Raw genomic sequence first — 18624 nt, 5'->3', positions numbered from 1 at the left:
GCCCGGACCCCGGAATTTGACGGCGTCCGACCCGGCTGCCGCATAATTGCTCCGCCCGTCGGACGGAGAGGTCGACCCAGGTGGCGTTGCTGAGTGTGATCGTGCCGGTCTTCCGGGTCGAGGACTACCTGGCCGAGTGCCTGGACTCCATCCTCGGACAGTCGTTCCGCGACGTCGAGGTGGTGGCCGTCGACGACGCGTCCGACGACCGGTGCGCCGAGATCCTAGCCGAGCACGCCGCCCGGGATCCCCGCCTCAAGGTCGTCACGCTGAGCCGCAACAGCGGCCTCGGCGCCGCCCGCAACGCCGGCCTGGCCCAGGCCATCGGCCGCTACGTCTGGTTCGTCGACAGCGACGACTGGCTGCCCGAGGGCACCCTCGACGCCGTCGCCGGGCGGCTCGCCGAGACCGACCCGGACCTGCTGGTGGTCGGCTACGCGCGGGTCTATCCCGACGGCAGCCGGCGGTACGAGTCGCTGGCCAAGGTCACCGGCGGCCGGCCGATGCCCGACACGTTCACGCTGGCCGACCAGCCGAGCATGCTCAACGTCCTGCACATCGCCTGCAACAAGGTCGTACGGCGGGACTTCCTCGCCTCGACCGGCATCGGGTTCGGCTCCGGCTGGTACGAGGACGTGTCGTTCAGCCTTCCGTTGCTGCTCGCCGCCGACCGGATCGCGCTGCTGGACCGCGACTGCTACGCCTACCGGCAGCGGCAGACCGGCGCGATCACCCAGACCGTGAGCGAGCGGCACTTCGAGGTCTTCCCGCACTGGGAGCGGGTCTTCGCCTTCATGGACGAGCGCCCGGCCGACGTCGACTCCGTACGACCGCTCATCTTCCAGCGGATGATCTGGCACTATCTGAGTGTGTTGGGGCACTCACACAGGGTGCCCAAGGCGCGGCGGAAGGAGTTCTTCGCCCGCATGGTGCAGCACTACCGGAGATACCTGCCGCCGGCCGGCTACCCCGTGCCCGGCGGTGCCGCCGGGCTCAAGCACCGGCTCGTCGCCCGGGGCGCCTACCGGCTCTTCGAAGCACTGCGCGCGGTGAAGAAGGGCCGCCTCGACGCGGCCACCACCCCCCGGCCGCCGCAGCCGCGTACCGCCACACCGGAGCTGACCGACGGGCGCGGACTGTCCCGATGACCGGCGCCAGGCCCGTGGGCATCACCTGGCGTCTCACCGGAGCCCTGCCGGTGTCCCGTTCGGAACGGATCAGCCGTGCGGTCGGCACCCGCGTCGTACGCACCGGGATCGGATCGGTGGCGGTGCTGGCCGGGTCCGTCGACCGGCTGCGTCACCTGGTCACCGACCCGTCGACCCTGCGCACCGTCACCAGCGCCGTCGTGACCGTCGCCTGGTGGCGCAGCCCGCGCCAGGGCTGGTCCGGCCGGATCGGCTGGCTCGACAACGTGCGCGGCCAACGGGTGGCGCTGCCCCGGGGAGGGCGCGGCCCGGCTGTCGTACGGGTCACGCTGGGCGCGCCGACCCAGTTGCGGCTGGTCGTCGGCGCCGCGCTGGAGGCGCTCAGCCCCACCCGGCCGCTGCCGCGCCCGGCCGGCGCCCGGCTGACCGTACGGGACACGCTGCCCGGGTTCCTGCCGATCCGGCCACCGGCCACCGTCGTCGCGGGTGACCCGCCCGGTCTGGACGACGTACGCGCCCACGACCTGTTGCTGTGCCCGCCCGGCTGGGGTGCGCCGGAGCAGCCCGAGCGCTACGCGGCGACGGCCGGCGCCACCCCGTTCGGGCTGAGCACGGCCGGCCGCACCACCGTCCTCGTCGACGCCCAGCGGGTCAACCCACGCGGACGCAAGGCCGGCGCGTACGCGCTCGACGCACCCCGCGTACGTCTGGAGTTCCGCCGGTCCGGGGCGGCCGTCGACGGGCGCGGTCTCGATCCGGCGACCATCGCCACGCTGCGCGAGGTCGGGGTCGTCGAATGCCCGCGGGTGCCGGTCAACGACCCGGTCGCCGTCGCCGGCGCGTTCGTGCAGGTGGCGATGACCGGCGCGGTGCTGCACGTGCCGCATCTGCCGCCGACCGTCGGGGACCTGCTCGACGCGGAACTGCGCGGCCTCGTCACCGCCGCCGTCGACGCCACGGAGCCGCTCGCGCTGGAGGTCCGCAGCGTGGCCCAGCGGCGTGCGGCGATGCGGGCCCACGCCACCGCCTTCGCCCTGCCGGCGGCCACCGGCGCGGCGTTTCCCGGGCTGCGCCGCCCGCCGTCGGTCAGCGCGATCCTGGTCACCCGCCGTCTCGAGATGGTGCCGGCGGCGCTGCGCGCGATCGCCGCGCAGACCTATCCGGAGCTGGAGATCGTGTTGTGTCTGCACGGCGTCGAGGTGCCGGCGCCGCTGCGGGCCGCCCTGTCCGGGTACGGCCGGCCGATCGAACTGGTCGAGATCCCGGGCACGGTCAGCTTCGGCGAGGCGCTCGGGGTGGCCACCGCCCGCGCCCGGGGCAGCCTGGTGACGAAGTTCGACGACGACGACACGTACGGCGCCGAGCATGTGTGGGACCTGGTGCTGGCCCGGCACTACTCGGGCGCGGCCCTGGTCGGCAAGGGCGCCGAGTTCGTCTATCTGGAGGCCGAGGGGACCACCGTACGGCGGTCGGCGGGCGCGGCCGAGTCCGACGCCCAGGTGATCGCGGGCGGGACGATGCTGATGGGCCGGGGCGAACTGGAGGAGGTCGGTGGCTGGCGTCCGGTGCCCCGTTCGGTCGACCGGGGCCTGATCGACCGGGTCAAGCGCACCGGTGGTCTGATCTTCCGTACGCACCCGCTCGGCTACACCTACCACCGCCGGGCGACCGGCCACACCTGGGACCCCGGCGCCGCCTACTTCCAGGAGAACGTCTCCGGAAGATGGCCCTCCCTCCCCCCCTACGAGGAGTTCGGCACCCTGATCACCCCCGCATGATCCCCCCGCATGATCCGCGTGATCAGGGAGTAAGTCGCGCGTGTCGTCGGCGCGCCGCGGCGCAAACTCCCTGATCACGCAGATCTTGGCTGGCCGGTGGGGCGCCGGCGAACGCGGATCTTGGCCGGCCGGTGGGGCGCCGGCGAACACGGCGTGGCCGGCGCGGGTAGGTTGTCCGGATGCCCCGCGCCCTCGTCATCGGCGGGACCGGTCTGATCGGCCGGGCCACCGCCCACCGCCTGCTCGCCGCCGGCTGGCGGGTCGACGTCACCGGACGGAACCCGGCCAACCTGCCGGCCGACCTCGCCGCCGCCGGCGCCCGCTTCGTCGCCGCCGACCGCGCCGACCCGGCCGCGCTGCGTACCGCCCTCGGCACCGGCGCCGACCTGCTCGTCGACTGCGTCTGCTACACCGCGCGGGACGCCGAACTGCTGCTGCCGCTGGCCGGGGACGCAGGCTCGACGGTCATGATCTCCAGCAAGGCCGTCTACGTCGACGCCGACGGCAACCACTCGAACTCCGACGCGCCGCCCCGGTTTGCCGGCCCGGTCCGCGAGACGCAGCCGACCCTGGCGCCCGGCGACGGCGACTACCGGACCCGGGAGGGCTACGGCCCGAACAAGGTGGCGGCCGAGCGGGTGCTGCTCGACAGCGGCGCACCGGTCACCGTGCTCCGTCCCTCCAAGGTGCACGGTACGGGCGCGGCCCAGCCGCGCGAGTGGGTCTTCGTCAAGCGGGTCCTCGACCGGCGGCCCGCCGTGTTCCTCGCGAACCGGGGCGAGGGCACCGACCACACGACCGCCGCCGCCAACATCGCCGCCCTGATCGAGGTGGTGGCGGCCCGGCCGGGTCGGCGGATCCTCAACAGCGCCGATCCGGACGCGCCGAGCGCGCGGCAGATCGCCCGTACGGTCGCCCGCCACCTCGACCACGACTGGGACGAGGTGCTGCTCGACGAGGACGCGGATCCGGCGTTGGGGCGGCATCCGTGGCCGGCGCCGTACCCGATCGTGCTGGACATGACCGCGGCCCTGGACCTCGGGTACGTCCCGGCCGGCGACTTCGCGGCCACCGTCGCCGCGGAGATCGACTGGCTGGTCGACGCCGCTGCGATCGGGAACGGCGTCCCGGCCGGGGTCGACACGGACTGGTTCGCCCCGATGTTCGACTACCCGGCCGAGGACGCCTATCTGACGGGCCGCCGCTCCTGACCGGTGGGTCGGGGGCGACCGGTCACGGCGCCCAGGGGCCGGTGACGTTCCAGGTCACGTCGGCCAGCCAGGACACCGGCGAGTTGTACGCCGGCCCGCCGGCCCCGTTGCTCAGCCACACCTGCGCCGCGTGGTGCCGCAGGTACGACCCCCGGAAGTTGTACGACTCGAACGACACCCCGCCGCCGGTCAGTCCGGTACGGGCGCACCAGGTCGCGTCGGCGCGCAGCAGGGCCGAGCCGTCGTCGGGGGAGTTGCGGACCCGGGACTCGATGTGCCGCAGGAACTGCCCGGGGTAGTTGACCGACTCGAACGAGTAGCACCCGGCGTCGGCCAGCCCGGGCCGGACCGTGTACGTCGCGTCCTGCCGGAGCAGCGCCGGGCTGCCCGCGTCGACCACCTCGGTGTACGCCAGGCCGTTCTGGTGCCGCAGGTAGCGGTTGGTGAAGCCGGCGGTGGTCACCTGCAACGACCGTCTGGTGTGGATGGGAAGCGTGACCGGACCGGAGTTGCCGAGTGCCTTCGACGCGTCGATCAGCGCCTGGTTCGCGGCCCGGACCCGGTTCTGGTCCATCTTGACCACCTGCCGGTCGTACGTCAGGAAGCCGTTCAGTTCGCCCTCCAGGTCCGTTATCTCGGTGTACACCGACGCGCTCAACCCCTTGCCGACCATCAGGTTGCGGGTGCCGGCGACCAGGCCGACGTACCGGTCGGTCAGCGCGGCGGAGTTCGGTTGCCACTCGTACGCGTTGAAGCTGCCGTCGGGGCTGTACTCGTGCCCGGGGGTGCGCAGGCCGGGGCCGCCGAACTCGCCGAGCACCGAGATCCGGGTGGTCGACGCCGGGGGTGAGTCGGGGCCGACGTAGATGTGCCAGTCGTCCATGTCGCCGTTGCCGGGGTTGCCGAGCGACTGGCAGCAGTTGTGTCCGCTGTGGGTGTTGACCAGCCGGGTCGGGTCCTGGTTCCTGATGTTCTGGCCGACCCGGCGGGTGTCGGCGAGCGACCGCTCGCCCCAGCCCTCGTTGTAGACGACGTACGCGACGACCGACGGTGAACTGCGGTGCTCGTCGACGATCTCCCGGGCCTCGGCCTCGAACTGGGCCTGTTGGGCGTCGTTCGGGTCGACGTTCCGCGCGGTCAGCGACGGGATGTCCTGCCACACCAGCAGGCCGAGCCGGTCGGCGTGGTAGAACCAGCGCTGGGGTTCGACCTTGATGTGCTTGCGCACCATGTTGAACCCGAGGTCCTTGTGTTTCTGCAGGTCGAAGGCGAGGGCTGTGTCGGTCGGGGCGGTGTACAGGCCGTCCGGCCAGTAGCCCTGGTCCAGCGTGCCGGCCTGGAACACGAACTGGCCGTTGAGTTTCGGGCGCAGCACCCCGTTGACCAGCGCGGTGGTGATCTCCCGCATGCCGAAGTAGTGCGTGGTCCGGTCGACCTGGGCGCCGCCGCCGCCCCGCAGGGTGACCCGCAGGTGGTAGAGGAACGGGTCGTCCGGCGACCAGCGGCGGGCGTTCGGCACCGGTACGGCGAACTCGGTGAAGCCGCCGGTCGCCGAGCCGACGACGGTGCCGCCGTTGAGCGCCTCGGCCAGCACGCTGTGGCCGCTGACGTTGCCGCGGGTGAAGACCCGGACCCGCAGGGTGTTGTCGGCGAGGTTCGGGTAGAGGTCGACGCTGCTGATCGAGGCGGCCGGGGTGGGTTCCAGCCAGACCGTCTGCCAGATGCCCGAGCTGGGGGTGTAGAAGATCCCGCCCGGGGTCCTGGTCTGTTTGCCGATCGCCGGCAGGCTGCCGTTCTGTCGGCTGTCGGTGGGGTCCCAGACCTTGACGACCAGTTCGTTGGTGCCGCCGTTGAGTTGCGGGGTGATGTCGAAGGTGAAGGCGTCGTAGCCGCCGGTGTGCCGGCCGACCTCGGTGCCGTTGACCCAGACGGTGGTCTGCCAGTCGACCGCGCCGAAGTGCAGTTGCACCCGCCGGCCGGCCCAGTCGGCCGGAACGGCGAAGGTCCGGCGGTAGTAGAGGTAGTGGCGGTTGTCGCCCGCGGCCCGCATCACCCCGGACAGGGCGGACTCGACCGGGAACGGCACGTTGATCCGTTCCGGCAGGTTGGTGTTGAACTGCGGCGGGTCGTCGGTCGCCGACTGGCGCAGTTGCCACTCGCCGTTGAGGTTCTGCCAGTCGGGTCGGGTCATCTGCGGCCGCGGATACTCCGGCAGCGGCGTGCCGGCCAGCGCCTGGCTGGTCCACGGCGTGGTCAGGGGCGGGGTCCGGCCGGGTACGGCCCGGGCCGCGGTCGGCGCGGTCAGCAGCGACCCGGTGACCAGCGCCGTGGCGGCGAGCAGGAGCCAGGTCCGCGGCCGGGCGTGGAGGGTTCTGGGCATGGCGTCTCCGTTCGGGACGGGGCCGGCCGCGGTGTCGGGGGAGTCCCCGCGAACCTCGGCGCGGTGGGGACGGAGCCGGCGCCAGGATGTCCGGGCTGGTCGCGATCAGGGATCTTGCTGACATCCCGGGACGGATGTATGACGTTATAGAGCTACCGATGGATGTCGGTCAATGGCTCGTTTCCGTCGCGTCGTCCCGGCGAGCACCCTGGCCCAGCAGCTTCTTCTGCACCTTTCCCAGCGCGTTGCGGGGCAGTGCGTCGAGCAGGTGGACCGCCCGCGGTCGCTTGTGCACCGCCAGGTTGCGGGCCACGAACTCGATCAGGTCCGGGCCGGTGACCCCGTCGGCCACCACGTACGCCGTTACCCGCTGACCCAGATCCGGATCCGGTACGCCGATCACGGCCGCCTCCCGTACCCCGGGTGGGCCAGCAGCGCGTCCTCGATCTCGCCGGCCCCGATCCGGTAGCCCCCGCTTTTGATCAGGTCGGTGGAGGCCCGGCCGACGATCCGGTGCGACCCGTCCGGCCCGATCGTGGCGACGTCGCCGGTGCGGAACCAGCCGTCCCCGGTGGTGCTCGCCGCGTCGGCGTCCGGCCGGTTCAGGTAGCCGCTGAACAGCGTCGGCCCGGCGACCAGCAGCTCACCCATGGCCTCGCCGTCGGCGGGCACCGGCCCACCCCGCTCGTCGACGAGCCGGGTCCGTACCCCGGGCAGCCGTACCCCGACCGTGCCCGGCAGCCGCGGACCGTCCGCCCGCGCGCTCACCGTGATCAGCGTCTCGGTCATCCCGTACCGCTCGACGATCCGGTGCCCGGTCAGCTCCGCGAGGTCGGCGAAGACCGCCGCCGGCAGCGCCGCGCTGCCCGACACCAGCAGGCGCGCACCCCGCAACGCGCGGGCCGACTCCGGGGCGGCGGCCACCCGTGACCACACCGTCGGCACGCCGAAGTACATCGTGCCGCCCGCCGCCGCGTACCGCGCCGGCTGTGGACGTCCGACGTGGTCCAGCCGGCTGCCGTGCCGCAGCGGCCCGAGCACCCCCAGCACCAACCCGTGTACGTGGAACAGCGGCAGGCCGTGCACCAGCAGGTCGTCCGGCGTCCACGCCCAGGCGTCGGCGAGCGCGTCGAGGCAGGCCGCGATCGACCGCCGGGAGATCACCACGCCCTTCGGCGCCCCCGTCGTCCCGCTGGTGTAGAGGATCAGCGCGGCCCGCTCCGGATCCGGCTCCGGACGGGTCCGGTCCGACCGGAGGGCCAGATCCACCGGTACGACCGGCGGCCCGGAACCCTCGGCCTCCCCGGCCCCTTCGGCGCCAGCAGCGCCGCCGCACCCGAGTCCCTGAACATGTGCGCGCGTTCCATCGCGCCGGCGTCGGCCGGAACCGGCACCACGGCCACCCCGGCGAGCAGCGCGCCGACGACGCCGACCACGGTCTCCATCGTGGGGGTCGCCTCGATCGCCACCCGGTCCAGCCCGTGCACCCGGTCGGCGACCGCGGTCGCGCAGCGCAGCAGCTCGACCCCGGACAGGGCGGTGCCGGACACCCGGACCGCGTCCGGCCGCTCGTCCGGCGACTCCGACAACCGCTTCAGCAGCGACACCGCGATCGGCCCTCCTCGAACGGGGACGGCGGTCCCCGGTGACCTTGGCCCGCCGACCGTAGCCGTACCACCCCCGTGCCGCTACCCGGCCGGCCCGGCGGGGGCGGGGTTTCGGTCGGTGCCGGCTGGGATACTGGCCGGAGCAGAGATCCGATCCGAGATTGAGGCGGGACGGCCGTGACCACCCAGACCGGTAGGACGGCGGAGGCTCTGGCCAGGGCCGCCGCGATGGCGGGGCACGCCCCGTCGGTGCACAACACCCAGCCGTGGCGGTGGACGGTCCACCCGGACCGGCTCGAGCTGTCCGCCGTACGCGACCGGCAGCTCGCCGCGACGGACCCGGAGGGACGGCTGCTGACGATCAGCTGCGGTGCCGCCCTGCACCACGCCCGGACGGCGCTCGCCGCGGACGGCTGGGACTGCACGGTGCGGCGGCTGCCCGACCCCGACCGGCCCGACCTGCTGGCCGTGCTGGTGGCCGGCGAGCACCGCGCGCCCGACGAGGCCGCGGTGCGCCTGGTGCAGACCATGTCGGTACGGCACACCGACCGGCGCCCGCTCAGCGACGAGGTGCTGACCGACGACGTCCTGAAGACGATCTCGGAGGCGGTCCGCGCCGAGGGGCCGCACCTGCACGTGCTCACCGGCGAACAGGTCTACGACCTGGCGTCCGCCGCCGACCGGGCGGGCACCGCCGAGCGGGAGGACCCGGCGGTGCAGGAGGAGTTGGCGTACTGGATCGGGCGCGGCGACGGGCTCGGCGTGCCGGCCCACGTGCTGCCCGAGGTCCAGCCGGCGACCACCGTGCCGGGGCGCGACTTCGGCCAGCCGGGGACCCTGCCGATCGCGCCGGGCCACGACCGGGCGGCGTTCTACGGCCTGTTCTACGGCGACGGCGACGAGCCGCTGTGGTGGTTGCGGGCCGGCGAGGCACTCTCCGCGGCCTGGCTGACCGCCACCCGCCTCGGCGCCTCGGTGCTGCCGCTGAGCGCGGTGGTCGAGGTGACGGCGACGCGGGCGGCACTGCGCCGCCTGGTGGCGGAGTTGGGCTGGCCCTACCTGGTGATCCGCCTCGGCGTGGCCGACCCGGAACACGCCGGCCCGCCCCACACCCCCCGCCTCCCGACCCCCAGACGGTCGACACCACCCCGGCCACCAACCCCCCAAGATCCGCGTGATCAGGGGCTGACTCGAGCGTGTCGCCGGCGCGTCTCCCGGAAAACTCCCTGATCACCGGGATCTTGAAGGGTGGCCAGCGGTGGCACACGGAACTCGCCGACGGCTTCGGCCGCCGGCGAGTTCGTGTTCGGGTCGACTACCTGAGGAAGGGGAGGCGCTTGACGATCGGGACGCGGGCCCAGAGTCGGCCCAGGCCGAGCGTGTCACCGGCCGCGGTCAACGCCAGGACCAGAAGCACACCCGCGTAGATCAGGTGGTCGTCCATGAAGGGGTTGTTCGCCGGGGGCAGGACGGCGGTCCACATCAGCACCATCATCAGACCACCGGCCGCGGCGGCGACCCGCATGCCCACACCCAGGATGAGCGCGGTGCCGACGGCGGCAAGCCCGATCATGAAGAGCCAGTCGGCCCAGGCCGCGCCGGCGAAGCCGCGGTAGAAGTCGGCGAACGGACCGGCCACGGCGTTGCCGAGGAAGCCCCTGGTGGGGCTGCCGCCGTTGATCCAGGCCTGCTCTGCGGCGGTCCCGTGCCCGAGGCCGAAGAGCTTGTCGAGGAACGCCCAGAGGAAGATCCAGCCGAGGGCCAGCCGGAGCCCGGCGAGGGCGTACCGGGTGGCCTTCCGGCCGGTGGTCTCGGCCTGGCGGATGGTTCCGGTGACCGGCGGGATCACCGCGTTGTCGGTCGTCACCCGGTGGTTGGCGGTTCGTTCGATCGTCGTCGTCATGGCCTTTCACGCCTTCCTGACTCTCGCTGACGAATCAATTCGACCACCGGGAGAGGGGCTGCGATCAGTGCCGGGAGACCACTCCTGCCAGGACTTTCGGCACGGTCGCGGCGGGACTGTCGGCGACCGTACGGGCTCACGAGCGAAATGGCGCGGTGACGTTGTCGACCGGGTGTCACGGGGCGGAGGGCCCTGGACGGTACGAGGCTCGGAGCGGGCGACGAGAATCGAACTCGCGTAATCAGTTTGGAAGACTGAGGCTCTACCATTGAGCTACGCCCGCATACACCCCGGTCTTCCCGGGGTACGGCCAACAGCATAGCGGGTCCGGCAACCCGGTTCCCAGCGCGTTCTCGCGGCCCGACCCACCCCGGTACGGATACCAGGCGGCGCGCCCGACCGCCGACGTCATACACTTCTCTCCGCCACGGGGTGTGGCGCAGCTTGGTAGCGCACTCGCTTTGGGAGCGAGGGGCCGTGGGTTCAAATCCCGCCACCCCGACTGTGATCCACCAGCGGTGCCGGGTGCCCGGCGGGCCGACCGACCGGCTCGCCTACACTCGATGGGCTGAATCACGCCCAGACCAAGACTGAGATCCGTCAAGGAGTACGCCTGTGAAGAGCACCGTCGAGACTCTGAGCCCGACGCGCGTCCGGCTCGCCATCGAGGTGCCGTTCGTCGAGCTCGAGCCGAGCCTCAGGAAGGCGTACCGGGAGATCGGCCAGCAGGTCAACATCCCGGGCTTCCGCCGGGGCAAGGTGCCGTCCGCCGTCATCGACCAGCGGGTGGGCCGCGGCACGGTCCTCAACGAGGCCGTCCAGGAAGCGATCCCGGAGACCATCCTCGCCGCCGTGCGCGAGCACGACGTCAAGACGCTCGGCCGTCCCGAGGTGGAGATCACCGAGTTCACCGACGGTGAGCCGTTGAAGTTCACCGCCGAGGTCGACGTCCGGCCCGAGATCGCCATTCCCGACCTGTCCGGCATCGAGGTGACCGTCGACGAGCTGCAGGTCGGCGACACCGAGATCGAGGAGCAGCTGAGCGGGCTGCGGGAGCGGTTCGCCACGCTGAAGACCGTCGAGCGGGCGGCCGCCGAGGGTGACTACGTCCAGATCGACCTCGCGGCGACCGTCGACGGTGTCGAGGTGCCGGGTGGTTCCGCCAGCAACATCTCCCACGAGGTGGGCAGCAAGCAGCTTCTGCCGGGCCTGGACGAGGTGCTGGTCGGCATGTCGGCCGGTGACGACCGGACCTTCGTCACGCAGCTCGTCGGCGGCGACTTCGCCGGCCGGGACGCCGACGTGGCGGTCACCGTCCGTACGGTCAAGGAGAAGCAGCTCCCGGCGCTCGACGACGAGTTCGCCCAGCTCGCCAGCGAGTTCGACACGCTGGAGGAGCTGCGTGGCGACCTGCGTGAGCGGGTCACCCGGGTGAAGAAGGTCGAGCAGATCTACGCCGCGCGGGACAAGGCGCTGGAGCAGATCGTGGCGGCCGCCGACGTACCGGCGCCGGAGGGCGTGGTCCGCGACGAGGTCTCGCACCGCAAGCAGGCCATGATCGACCAGCTCGAGCGGATCGGCGCCTCGATGGAGGACTACCTCGCGTCGGAGGAGAAGACCGAGGAGCAGGTCGACCAGGAGCTCAACGACGCCGCGACCGAGGGTGTCAAGATCCAGCTGCTTCTCGACACCCTCGCGGACGCCGAGGACGTGCAGGTCAGCGACGACGAGTTCGGCCACGAGATCGTGCACCGCGCGCAGCGCGCCGGCGTCGCCCCCCAGCAGTACTACGACCAGCTGGTCCGGTCCGGCACGGCCGGTGCCGTCTTCGGCGACGTACGGCGGGGCAAGGCGCTGGCCACCGTCCTGGAGCGGGTGAAGATCACCGACACCGCGGGCAACGCGCTCAGCGTCGACGAGCTGCGGGCGGCCAGCGAGCACAACCACGAGCACTGAGTCGTTCGACGGGCGGCCGTCGCACGTCCTCGGACGTACGGCGGCCGAATCCCTTTCTGCGGGCGGGCTACGGCCCACTGCGCTGAGAGCGAACACTGTGCGCGGAAGGAAGCTGCGACCCCCGGCAGCGGTTAGTGTCGGGCGTAAGACGCACGGAGAGCGAAGGGCTGCCATGACCGAACTGCACATCCCAGCGGTGCCGTCGCGGGCGATCGTCGCCCGTGGTGGGGACTCCCTCAGTGGCAACCTCGACGACACGGTTTACAACCGGTTGCTCAAGGAACGGATCATCTTCCTGGGCAGCGAGGTGACCGACCAGGTCGCCAACCGGATCTGCGCGCAGCTGCTCCTGCTCGCCGCCGAGGACCCGGAAAGCGACATCAACCTCTACATCAACTCGCCCGGTGGCTCGGTCTACTCCGGCATGGCGATCTACGACACCATGCAGTACGTCACCAACGACGTGGCGACGATCGCCATGGGCATGGCGGCGTCGATGGGACAGCTCCTGCTCTGCGCCGGCACCAAGGGCAAGCGCTACGCCCTGCCGCACGCGCGGATCATGATGCACCAGCCGTCCGGCGGCATGGGCGGTACCGCGTCGGACATCGCCATCCAGGCCGAGCAGATGCTCTACACCAAGCGGATGTTCCAGGAGCGGGTTGCCCACCACACGGGTCAGGATCCGGCCCAGATCGAGGCCGACTCCGACCGTGACCGCTGGTTCACGGCCGCCGAGGCCCGCGACTACGGCTTCATCGACCAAGTGATCACCGGAGCGACGCAGGTCCCGACCGGCGCCGGCACCCGCAACTGAGGAAGGCGACAATGAGCGACCTGACCCTGCCGCCGCAGCTCGCCGCGGTGCACAACCGCTACGTCCTCCCGTCGTTCGTCGAGAAGACCTCGTACGGGATCAAGGAGTCCAACCCGTACAACAAGCTGTTCGAGGACCGGATCATCTTCCTCGGGGTCCAGGTGGACGACGCGTCGGCCAACGACGTGATGGCACAGCTGCTGACCCTCGAGGGCACCGACCCCGACCGCGACATCACCATGTACATCAACTCGCCCGGTGGTTCGTTCACCGCCATGACGGCGATCTACGACACCATGCAGTACGTCCGTCCGGACATCCTGACCGTGTGCCTGGGGCAGGCGGCCAGCGCGGCGGCGGTGCTGCTCGCGGCCGGCACGCCGGGCAAGCGGATGGCGCTGCCCAACTCGCGGATCATCATCCACCAGCCGGCCACCGAGGGCGGCTACGGACAGGGCTCGGACATCGAGATCCAGGCCCGGGAGATCCTGCGGATGCGTACCCAGCTCGAGGAGATGCTGTCGCGGCACTGCGACCGGCCCCTCGACCAGGTCCGCAAGGACATCGATCGTGACAAGATCATGACGGCGGAGGAGGCGCGCGAGTACGGCCTCGTCGACACCATCCTCACCAGCCGCAAGAAGGGCCTGCTCGCCGCCAACGCGGCGAGCTGAGGCGACCCTGGGTCAGGGGCCGGCCGGCCCTCGAAAGCCGGCCGACCCCTGACACACCCGTTTCGGGGGTCGGAGAAATCCCCGGCAGCGGGTAACGTCGAGACTGCACCGTTCGGCCGGGCCCGGCCCGACCGAACGATCGGGAACGGCGGCATCAACGCGAACCACAGACCGACGTGATCGACAGACCGGCGTGAACGACCAGGGCTGACGGCCGCGATCGACAGCGATCGTGGATGATCGAGCCGGACGGGCCCGCTCGGGACGACGACGATCGGGGCGACGGGACATTCCGTCCGCAGGCCAGGGCCGGCGAATGACCGGCCGATGAGCGCAGGGAGAACGTAGGTGGCACGGATCGGTGACGGTGGCGACCTACTCAAGTGCTCCTTCTGTGGGAAGTCGCAGAAGCAGGTCAAGAAGCTCATCGCGGGCCCAGGGGTCTACATCTGCGACGAGTGCATCGACCTCTGTAACGAGATCATCGAAGAGGAGTTGGCCGAGTCCGGCGAGGTGAAGTGGGAAGAGCTTCCCAAGCCGATGGAGATCTGCCAGTTCCTCGACTCGTACGTGGTCGGCCAGGACCAGGCGAAGAAGGCACTCGCGGTCGCGGTCTACAACCACTACAAGCGCATCCAGGCCGAGGCGGCCGGGGCGCCCGGGTCGGGCAACGACGCCGTCGAGGTGGCCAAGTCCAACATCATGCTGATCGGGCCGACCGGCTGTGGAAAGACACACCTGGCCCAGACACTGGCGCGGATGCTCAACGTGCCGTTCGCCATCGCCGACGCGACCGCCCTCACCGAGGCCGGCTACGTCGGTGAGGACGTCGAGAACATCCTGCTGAAGCTGATCCAGGCGGCCGACTACGACATCAAGCGGGCCGAGACCGGCATCATCTACATCGACGAGGTCGACAAGATCGCCCGCAAGTCGGAGAACCCGTCGATCACCCGCGACGTCTCGGGTGAGGGCGTCCAGCAGGCGTTGCTGAAGATCCTGGAGGGCACGGTCGCCAACGTGCCGCCGCAGGGCGGGCGCAAGCACCCCCACCAGGAGTTCATCCAGATCGACACCACCAACGTGCTCTTCATCGTCGGTGGCGCGTTCGCCGGCCTGGACCGGATCATCGAGTCCCGTACCGGCCAGGGCGGCACGGGCTTCGGCGCCCGGCTGCGGGCCGTCTCGGAGCGGTCGACCGACGACATCTTCAGCCAGGTGATGCCCGAGGACATGCTGAAGTTCGGCCTGATCCCCGAGTTCATCGGCCGACTTCCGGTGATCACGAACGTCCGGAGCCTCGACCGCGAAGCGCTCGTCCGCATCCTCACCGAGCCGCGTAACGCACTCGTCCGGCAGTACCAGCGGCTGTTCGAGCTCGACGGCGTCGAGTTGGAGTTCGACGCACCCGCCCTGGAAGCGATCGCCGACCAGGCGATGCTGCGGGGCACCGGGGCCCGTGGCCTCCGCGCGATCATGGAGGAGGTGCTGCTCTCGGTGATGTACGAGGTGCCCAGCAACCCCGACGCGGCGCGCGTGGTCATCACCCGCGAGGTGGTGCTGGAGAACGTGAACCCGACCATCGTGCCGCGTGAATTCACCGGCCGGCGGGGGCGACGCGACCAGCGTGAGGAAAAGTCGGCCTGACCGTCGATGCTGGCCGGCCCGGCACCCGGCCCGTAAGCTGCCAGCATGCGTGTCGCCGTGTGCCAGCTCAACGCCCGTGACGAGCCGCAGGAAAACCTGAAGACCGCCCACGAGCTGCTGCGCCGGGCCGCCGCGGCCGGCGCCGACCTCGCCGTCCTTCCCGAGTACGTCGACTACCTCGGCCCCGGCGCGAGGCAGCCCGAACCCCAGCCGGTGGACGGGGAGTTCGGCACCTTCTTCGCGAACGCGGCCCGAGAACTGGGCATGTGGGTGCTGGCCGGCTCCTTCCACGAGGTCGGGCCGGACCCGGAGCACACGTACAACACCTCGCTGGTCTTCGACCGGTCCGGAGCTCTCGCCGCCACCTACCGGAAGATCCACCTGTACGACGTAGAGATTCCCGGGCGGGTCTCCTACCTGGAGTCGGCCGGGGTCGCGCCGGGCACCGAACCTGTCGTGGCCGACGTCGAGGGCGTTCGGGTGGGGCTTTCCATCTGCTACGACCTGAGGTTCCCCGAGCTCTACCGCCGCCTGGCGATCGCCGGCGCCGAGATTCTGGTGGTGCCGGCGGCGTTCATGATGCACACCGGACGTGACCACTGGGAGATCCTGCTGCGGGCCAGGGCGATCGAGAACCAGTGCTACGTGGTCGCCGCCGGCCAGATCGGCGATCACGACCCGGGACGTACCTGTTTCGGTCGCAGCATGGTCGTCGACCCCTGGGGGACGGTGCTCGGTCAGGCTCCGGACGCCGTCGGTGTGACGGTGGTCGACGTCGACCTCGACCGGCTGCGCCGGATCCGGGCGGAGCTGCCCAGCCTGGCGAACCGCCGCCTCTGACCCCGCTTCCGGGTACGACGGTGGCCTACCCGCGTTTTCGCCCGCCCAGGAGCTGATCAGCCCTGTAAAAGGATGCCGAGGACAGCCAGGCCGACGATGGCGCTTCCGGTGACGAGCAGCGCGGTCGTCATCCGGGACTGGCCCCGGCTGGCCAGCCGTCGTACGGACACCACCACGGCGATGATCACGAAGATCCCGATGAGGATCTGCCAGAAGGGCAGGAGCAGCCCCAGCAGTGCGTCATCGGCGAGAACGACCGGGGTGTCGGGCATGGCAGCCACTGTGGCACGGATCTGCGGCGCGTGGCAGTCGCGGCGTCGAGGATGGCATCGGAGCGCCGCCTCGGAAACATAGCGATGAACGCTGATTTGTGTTCTGCGGGCGGGGCGCGTAACTTTCTCTCTGCACGCGGGACACCGGACAAAACGGGCCGGGACAGCGAGCAGCCAGGCCAAGGCGGGCGACCGCCGAGTCGGACTGGATCCGGGTAGGGCAATCACAGTCGGGGTACCGATGACAGGTTGCGCACCTGACCGGGACAAAGCTGGATGAAGTGATGTTGATCGGGAAGTTCTGGTTGACAGTGCGGAAACTGGCGGGTAACGTAGTAAAAGTGCCTGGCGCTGAGCGCGGGGTGCGGTAAAGGGAGTGAAAGCCCCGGGCTCGGGTCCTGCTTGTTGGTGGGGTTCGGGTTTGGTGTGTGTTTGTTCTTTGAGAACTCAACAGGGTGCTTTGTAAGCCAGTGCCAATTTATGATTTATTTCCCGGGCTGGTTTTCTGTTTCCGCCTTTTTGGTGGGGATGGTTTGCTGGTTTGGATTCCTTTGGCAATCTTTGATTGCCGGGATGGATTTTTCGACAAGTTTTTGTTGGAGAGTTTGATCCTGGCTCAGGACGAACGCTGGCGGCGTGCTTAACACATGCAAGTCGAGCGGAAAGGCCCTTCGGGGTACTCGAGCGGCGAACGGGTGAGTAACACGTGAGTAACCTGCCCCAGGCTTTGGGATAACCCTCGGAAACGGGGGCTAATACCGGATATGACTTCTGACCGCATGGTTGGGGGTGGAAAGTTTTTCGGCTTGGGATGGGCTCGCGGCCTATCAGCTTGTTGGTGGGGTGATGGCCTACCAAGGCGACGACGGGTAGCCGGCCTGAGAGGGCGACCGGCCACACTGGGACTGAGACACGGCCCAGACTCCTACGGGAGGCAGCAGTGGGGAATATTGCACAATGGGCGGAAGCCTGATGCAGCGACGCCGCGTGAGGGATGACGGCCTTCGGGTTGTAAACCTCTTTCAGCAGGGACGAAGCGCAAGTGACGGTACCTGCAGAAGAAGCGCCGGCCAACTACGTGCCAGCAGCCGCGGTAAGACGTAGGGCGCGAGCGTTGTCCGGATTTATTGGGCGTAAAGAGCTCGTAGGCGGCTTGTCGCGTCGACTGTGAAAACCCGCAGCTCAACTGCGGGCTTGCAGCCGATACGGGCAGGCTAGAGTTCGGTAGGGGAGACTGGAATTCCTGGTGTAGCGGTGAAATGCGCAGATATCAGGAGGAACACCGGTGGCGAAGGCGGGTCTCTGGGCCGATACTGACGCTGAGGAGCGAAAGCGTGGGGAGCGAACAGGATTAGATACCCTGGTAGTCCACGCTGTAAACGTTGGGCGCTAGGTGTGGGGGGCCTCTCCGGTTCTCTGTGCCGCAGCTAACGCATTAAGCGCCCCGCCTGGGGAGTACGGCCGCAAGGCTAAAACTCAAAGGAATTGACGGGGGCCCGCACAAGCGGCGGAGCATGCGGATTAATTCGATGCAACGCGAAGAACCTTACCTGGGTTTGACATGGGCGGAAATCCGGCAGAGATGTCGGGTCCTTCGGGGCCGTTCACAGGTGGTGCATGGCTGTCGTCAGCTCGTGTCGTGAGATGTTGGGTTAAGTCCCGCAACGAGCGCAACCCTCGTTCGATGTTGCCAGCGGGTTATGCCGGGGACTCATCGAAGACTGCCGGGGTCAACTCGGAGGAAGGTGGGGATGACGTCAAGTCATCATGCCCCTTATGTCCAGGGCTTCACGCATGCTACAATGGCTGGTACAATGGGCTGCGATACCGTGAGGTGGAGCGAATCCCAAAAAGCCGGTCTCAGTTCGGATCGGGGTCTGCAACTCGACCCCGTGAAGTCGGAGTCGCTAGTAATCGCAGATCAGCAACGCTGCGGTGAATACGTTCCCGGGCCTTGTACACACCGCCCGTCACGTCACGAAAGTCGGCAACACCCGAAGCCGGTGGCCTAACCCGTAAGGGAGGGAGCCGTCGAAGGTGGGGCTGGCGATTGGGACGAAGTCGTAACAAGGTAGCCGTACCGGAAGGTGCGGCTGGATCACCTCCTTTCTAAGGAGCGCCTGCCGGCGAAGGTCGGCTAGGAGCCCGCGGCCTGCGGATGTCGGGTCGGGGTTGCTCATTTGGCGGAGACACTGGTGAGTTTTCTGCCGGCAACGGCCACATGGATCTAGTACAGCTCCGAGTTTTCGGGGTGGGAACGGTGGTGTGGTGCGGCTGGTGGGGGATGTGAGCATCCTGTTGGGTCCTGAAAGAACAAGCCACGTGGTGGGTTGTTGTTTCGGATGGTCCAGGCATGGCCTGGTGCCGCATACCGCGCGATGTGGTCTCTGT

General features: G+C 69.8%; 12 protein-coding genes, 2 tRNA genes, 1 rRNA gene and 1 pseudogene. 11 read left to right on the top strand and 5 right to left on the bottom strand.

The genetic code is table 11. The features are described 5' to 3' along the window. The first annotated feature begins 80 nt into the window (after positions 1-80). The 3 genes from Prubr_RS04300 to Prubr_RS04290 all read left to right on the top strand — a co-directional run bounded on the left by Prubr_RS04300 (position 81) and on the right by Prubr_RS04290 (position 4137). Positions 81-1148 (top strand): glycosyltransferase family 2 protein, encoded by a 1068-nt coding sequence (locus Prubr_RS04300; protein WP_212821875.1) that lies wholly within the window; start codon positions 81-83, stop codon positions 1146-1148. Then, positions 1145-2926, top strand: coding sequence for a glycosyltransferase family 2 protein (locus tag Prubr_RS04295; RefSeq protein ID WP_212821873.1), 1782 nt, complete (start codon positions 1145-1147; stop codon positions 2924-2926). Before Prubr_RS04300 ends, Prubr_RS04295 begins: the two co-directional genes overlap by 4 nt. 179 nt (positions 2927-3105) lie before the next feature. Further along, positions 3106-4137 (top strand): NAD-dependent epimerase/dehydratase family protein, encoded by a 1032-nt coding sequence (locus Prubr_RS04290; protein ID WP_212821870.1) that lies wholly within the window; start codon positions 3106-3108, stop codon positions 4135-4137. 22 nt (positions 4138-4159) lie between these two features. On the opposite strand, the gene Prubr_RS04285 is transcribed toward Prubr_RS04290, so the two are convergent. Then, positions 4160-6517 carry an AbfB domain-containing protein gene (locus Prubr_RS04285; RefSeq protein WP_212821868.1) on the bottom strand — a complete coding sequence of 786 codons (2358 nt, stop codon included), beginning with the start codon at positions 6515-6517 and terminating at the stop codon, positions 4160-4162. Positions 6518-6686: 169 nt separating this feature from the next. Continuing rightward, positions 6687-8124, bottom strand: a pseudogene (locus tag Prubr_RS04280) (acyl-CoA synthetase). Between the two features lie 177 nt (positions 8125-8301). Here Prubr_RS04280 and Prubr_RS04275 point away from each other — a divergent pair. Then, on the top strand, positions 8302-9354 hold the full coding sequence (locus Prubr_RS04275) for an Acg family FMN-binding oxidoreductase (protein ID WP_212821866.1): 1053 nt from the start codon (positions 8302-8304) through the stop codon (positions 9352-9354). An 85-nt stretch (positions 9355-9439) separates the two neighbouring features. Here Prubr_RS04275 and Prubr_RS04270 read toward each other — a convergent pair whose 3' ends face one another. Further along, a complete protein-coding gene (locus Prubr_RS04270) occupies positions 9440-10027 on the bottom strand; it encodes a DoxX family protein (RefSeq protein WP_212821864.1) in 588 nt (195 codons plus the stop codon). Between the two features lie 212 nt (positions 10028-10239). After that, positions 10240-10310 (bottom strand) — tRNA-Gly (locus tag Prubr_RS04265). A gap of 145 nt (positions 10311-10455) precedes the next feature. On the opposite strand from Prubr_RS04265, the gene Prubr_RS04260 reads away from it, so the two are divergent. The 6 genes from Prubr_RS04260 to Prubr_RS04235 all read left to right on the top strand — a co-directional run bounded on the left by Prubr_RS04260 (position 10456) and on the right by Prubr_RS04235 (position 15961). Beyond that, a tRNA-Pro gene (locus Prubr_RS04260) sits at positions 10456-10529 on the top strand. Positions 10530-10642: 113 nt separating this feature from the next. Next, positions 10643-11983, top strand: a complete 1341-nt coding sequence (tig, locus tag Prubr_RS04255; RefSeq protein WP_212821861.1) for a trigger factor — start codon at positions 10643-10645, stop codon at positions 11981-11983. Between the two features lie 172 nt (positions 11984-12155). Continuing rightward, a complete protein-coding gene (locus tag Prubr_RS04250) occupies positions 12156-12800 on the top strand; it encodes a ClpP family protease (RefSeq protein ID WP_212821860.1) in 645 nt (214 codons plus the stop codon). 11 nt (positions 12801-12811) lie between these two features. Continuing rightward, a complete protein-coding gene (locus Prubr_RS04245; RefSeq protein WP_212821859.1) occupies positions 12812-13474 on the top strand; it encodes an ATP-dependent Clp protease proteolytic subunit in 663 nt (220 codons plus the stop codon). 348 nt (positions 13475-13822) lie between these two features. After that, the gene (clpX, locus tag Prubr_RS04240; protein ID WP_212821858.1) at positions 13823-15121 is read left to right on the top strand and encodes an ATP-dependent Clp protease ATP-binding subunit ClpX; all 1299 of its coding nucleotides are present in this window, start codon (positions 13823-13825) and stop codon (positions 15119-15121) included. 45 nt (positions 15122-15166) lie between these two features. Then, the gene (locus Prubr_RS04235) at positions 15167-15961 is read left to right on the top strand and encodes a carbon-nitrogen hydrolase family protein (protein ID WP_212821857.1); all 795 of its coding nucleotides are present in this window, start codon (positions 15167-15169) and stop codon (positions 15959-15961) included. 56 nt (positions 15962-16017) lie between these two features. Here Prubr_RS04235 and Prubr_RS04230 read toward each other — a convergent pair whose 3' ends face one another. Beyond that, a complete protein-coding gene (locus Prubr_RS04230; protein WP_425517984.1) occupies positions 16018-16233 on the bottom strand; it encodes a hypothetical protein in 216 nt (71 codons plus the stop codon). Positions 16234-16826: 593 nt separating this feature from the next. Between Prubr_RS04230 and Prubr_RS04225 the strand changes: the two genes are divergently transcribed. Then, a 16S ribosomal RNA gene (locus Prubr_RS04225) occupies positions 16827-18342 on the top strand. Positions 18343-18624 lie beyond the last annotated feature (282 nt).

The sequence above is a fragment of the Polymorphospora rubra genome, assembly GCF_018324255.1.
GTDB classification, from domain to species: domain Bacteria; phylum Actinomycetota; class Actinomycetes; order Mycobacteriales; family Micromonosporaceae; genus Polymorphospora; species Polymorphospora rubra.
This window is presented reverse-complemented; position numbering and strand designations above follow the sequence as displayed.

Bases quoted from the DNA above. Each gene is read 5' to 3' on its own strand.
- Prubr_RS04290 (WP_212821870.1), top strand. From the start codon at position 3,106: ATGCCCCGCGCCCTCGTCATCGGCGGGACCGGTCTGATCGGCCGGGCC.
- Prubr_RS04250 (WP_212821860.1), top strand. From the start codon at position 12,156: ATGACCGAACTGCACATCCCAGCGGTGCCGTCGCGGGCGATCGTCGCC.
- Prubr_RS04295 (WP_212821873.1), top strand. From the start codon at position 1,145: ATGACCGGCGCCAGGCCCGTGGGCATCACCTGGCGTCTCACCGGAGCC.
- Prubr_RS04245 (WP_212821859.1), top strand. From the start codon at position 12,812: ATGAGCGACCTGACCCTGCCGCCGCAGCTCGCCGCGGTGCACAACCGC.
- Prubr_RS04235 (WP_212821857.1), top strand. From the start codon at position 15,167: ATGCGTGTCGCCGTGTGCCAGCTCAACGCCCGTGACGAGCCGCAGGAA.
- Prubr_RS04285 (WP_212821868.1), bottom strand. From the start codon at position 6,517: ATGCCCAGAACCCTCCACGCCCGGCCGCGGACCTGGCTCCTGCTCGCC.
- Prubr_RS04270 (WP_212821864.1), bottom strand. From the start codon at position 10,027: ATGACGACGACGATCGAACGAACCGCCAACCACCGGGTGACGACCGAC.
- Prubr_RS04230 (WP_425517984.1), bottom strand. From the start codon at position 16,233: ATGCCCGACACCCCGGTCGTTCTCGCCGATGACGCACTGCTGGGGCTG.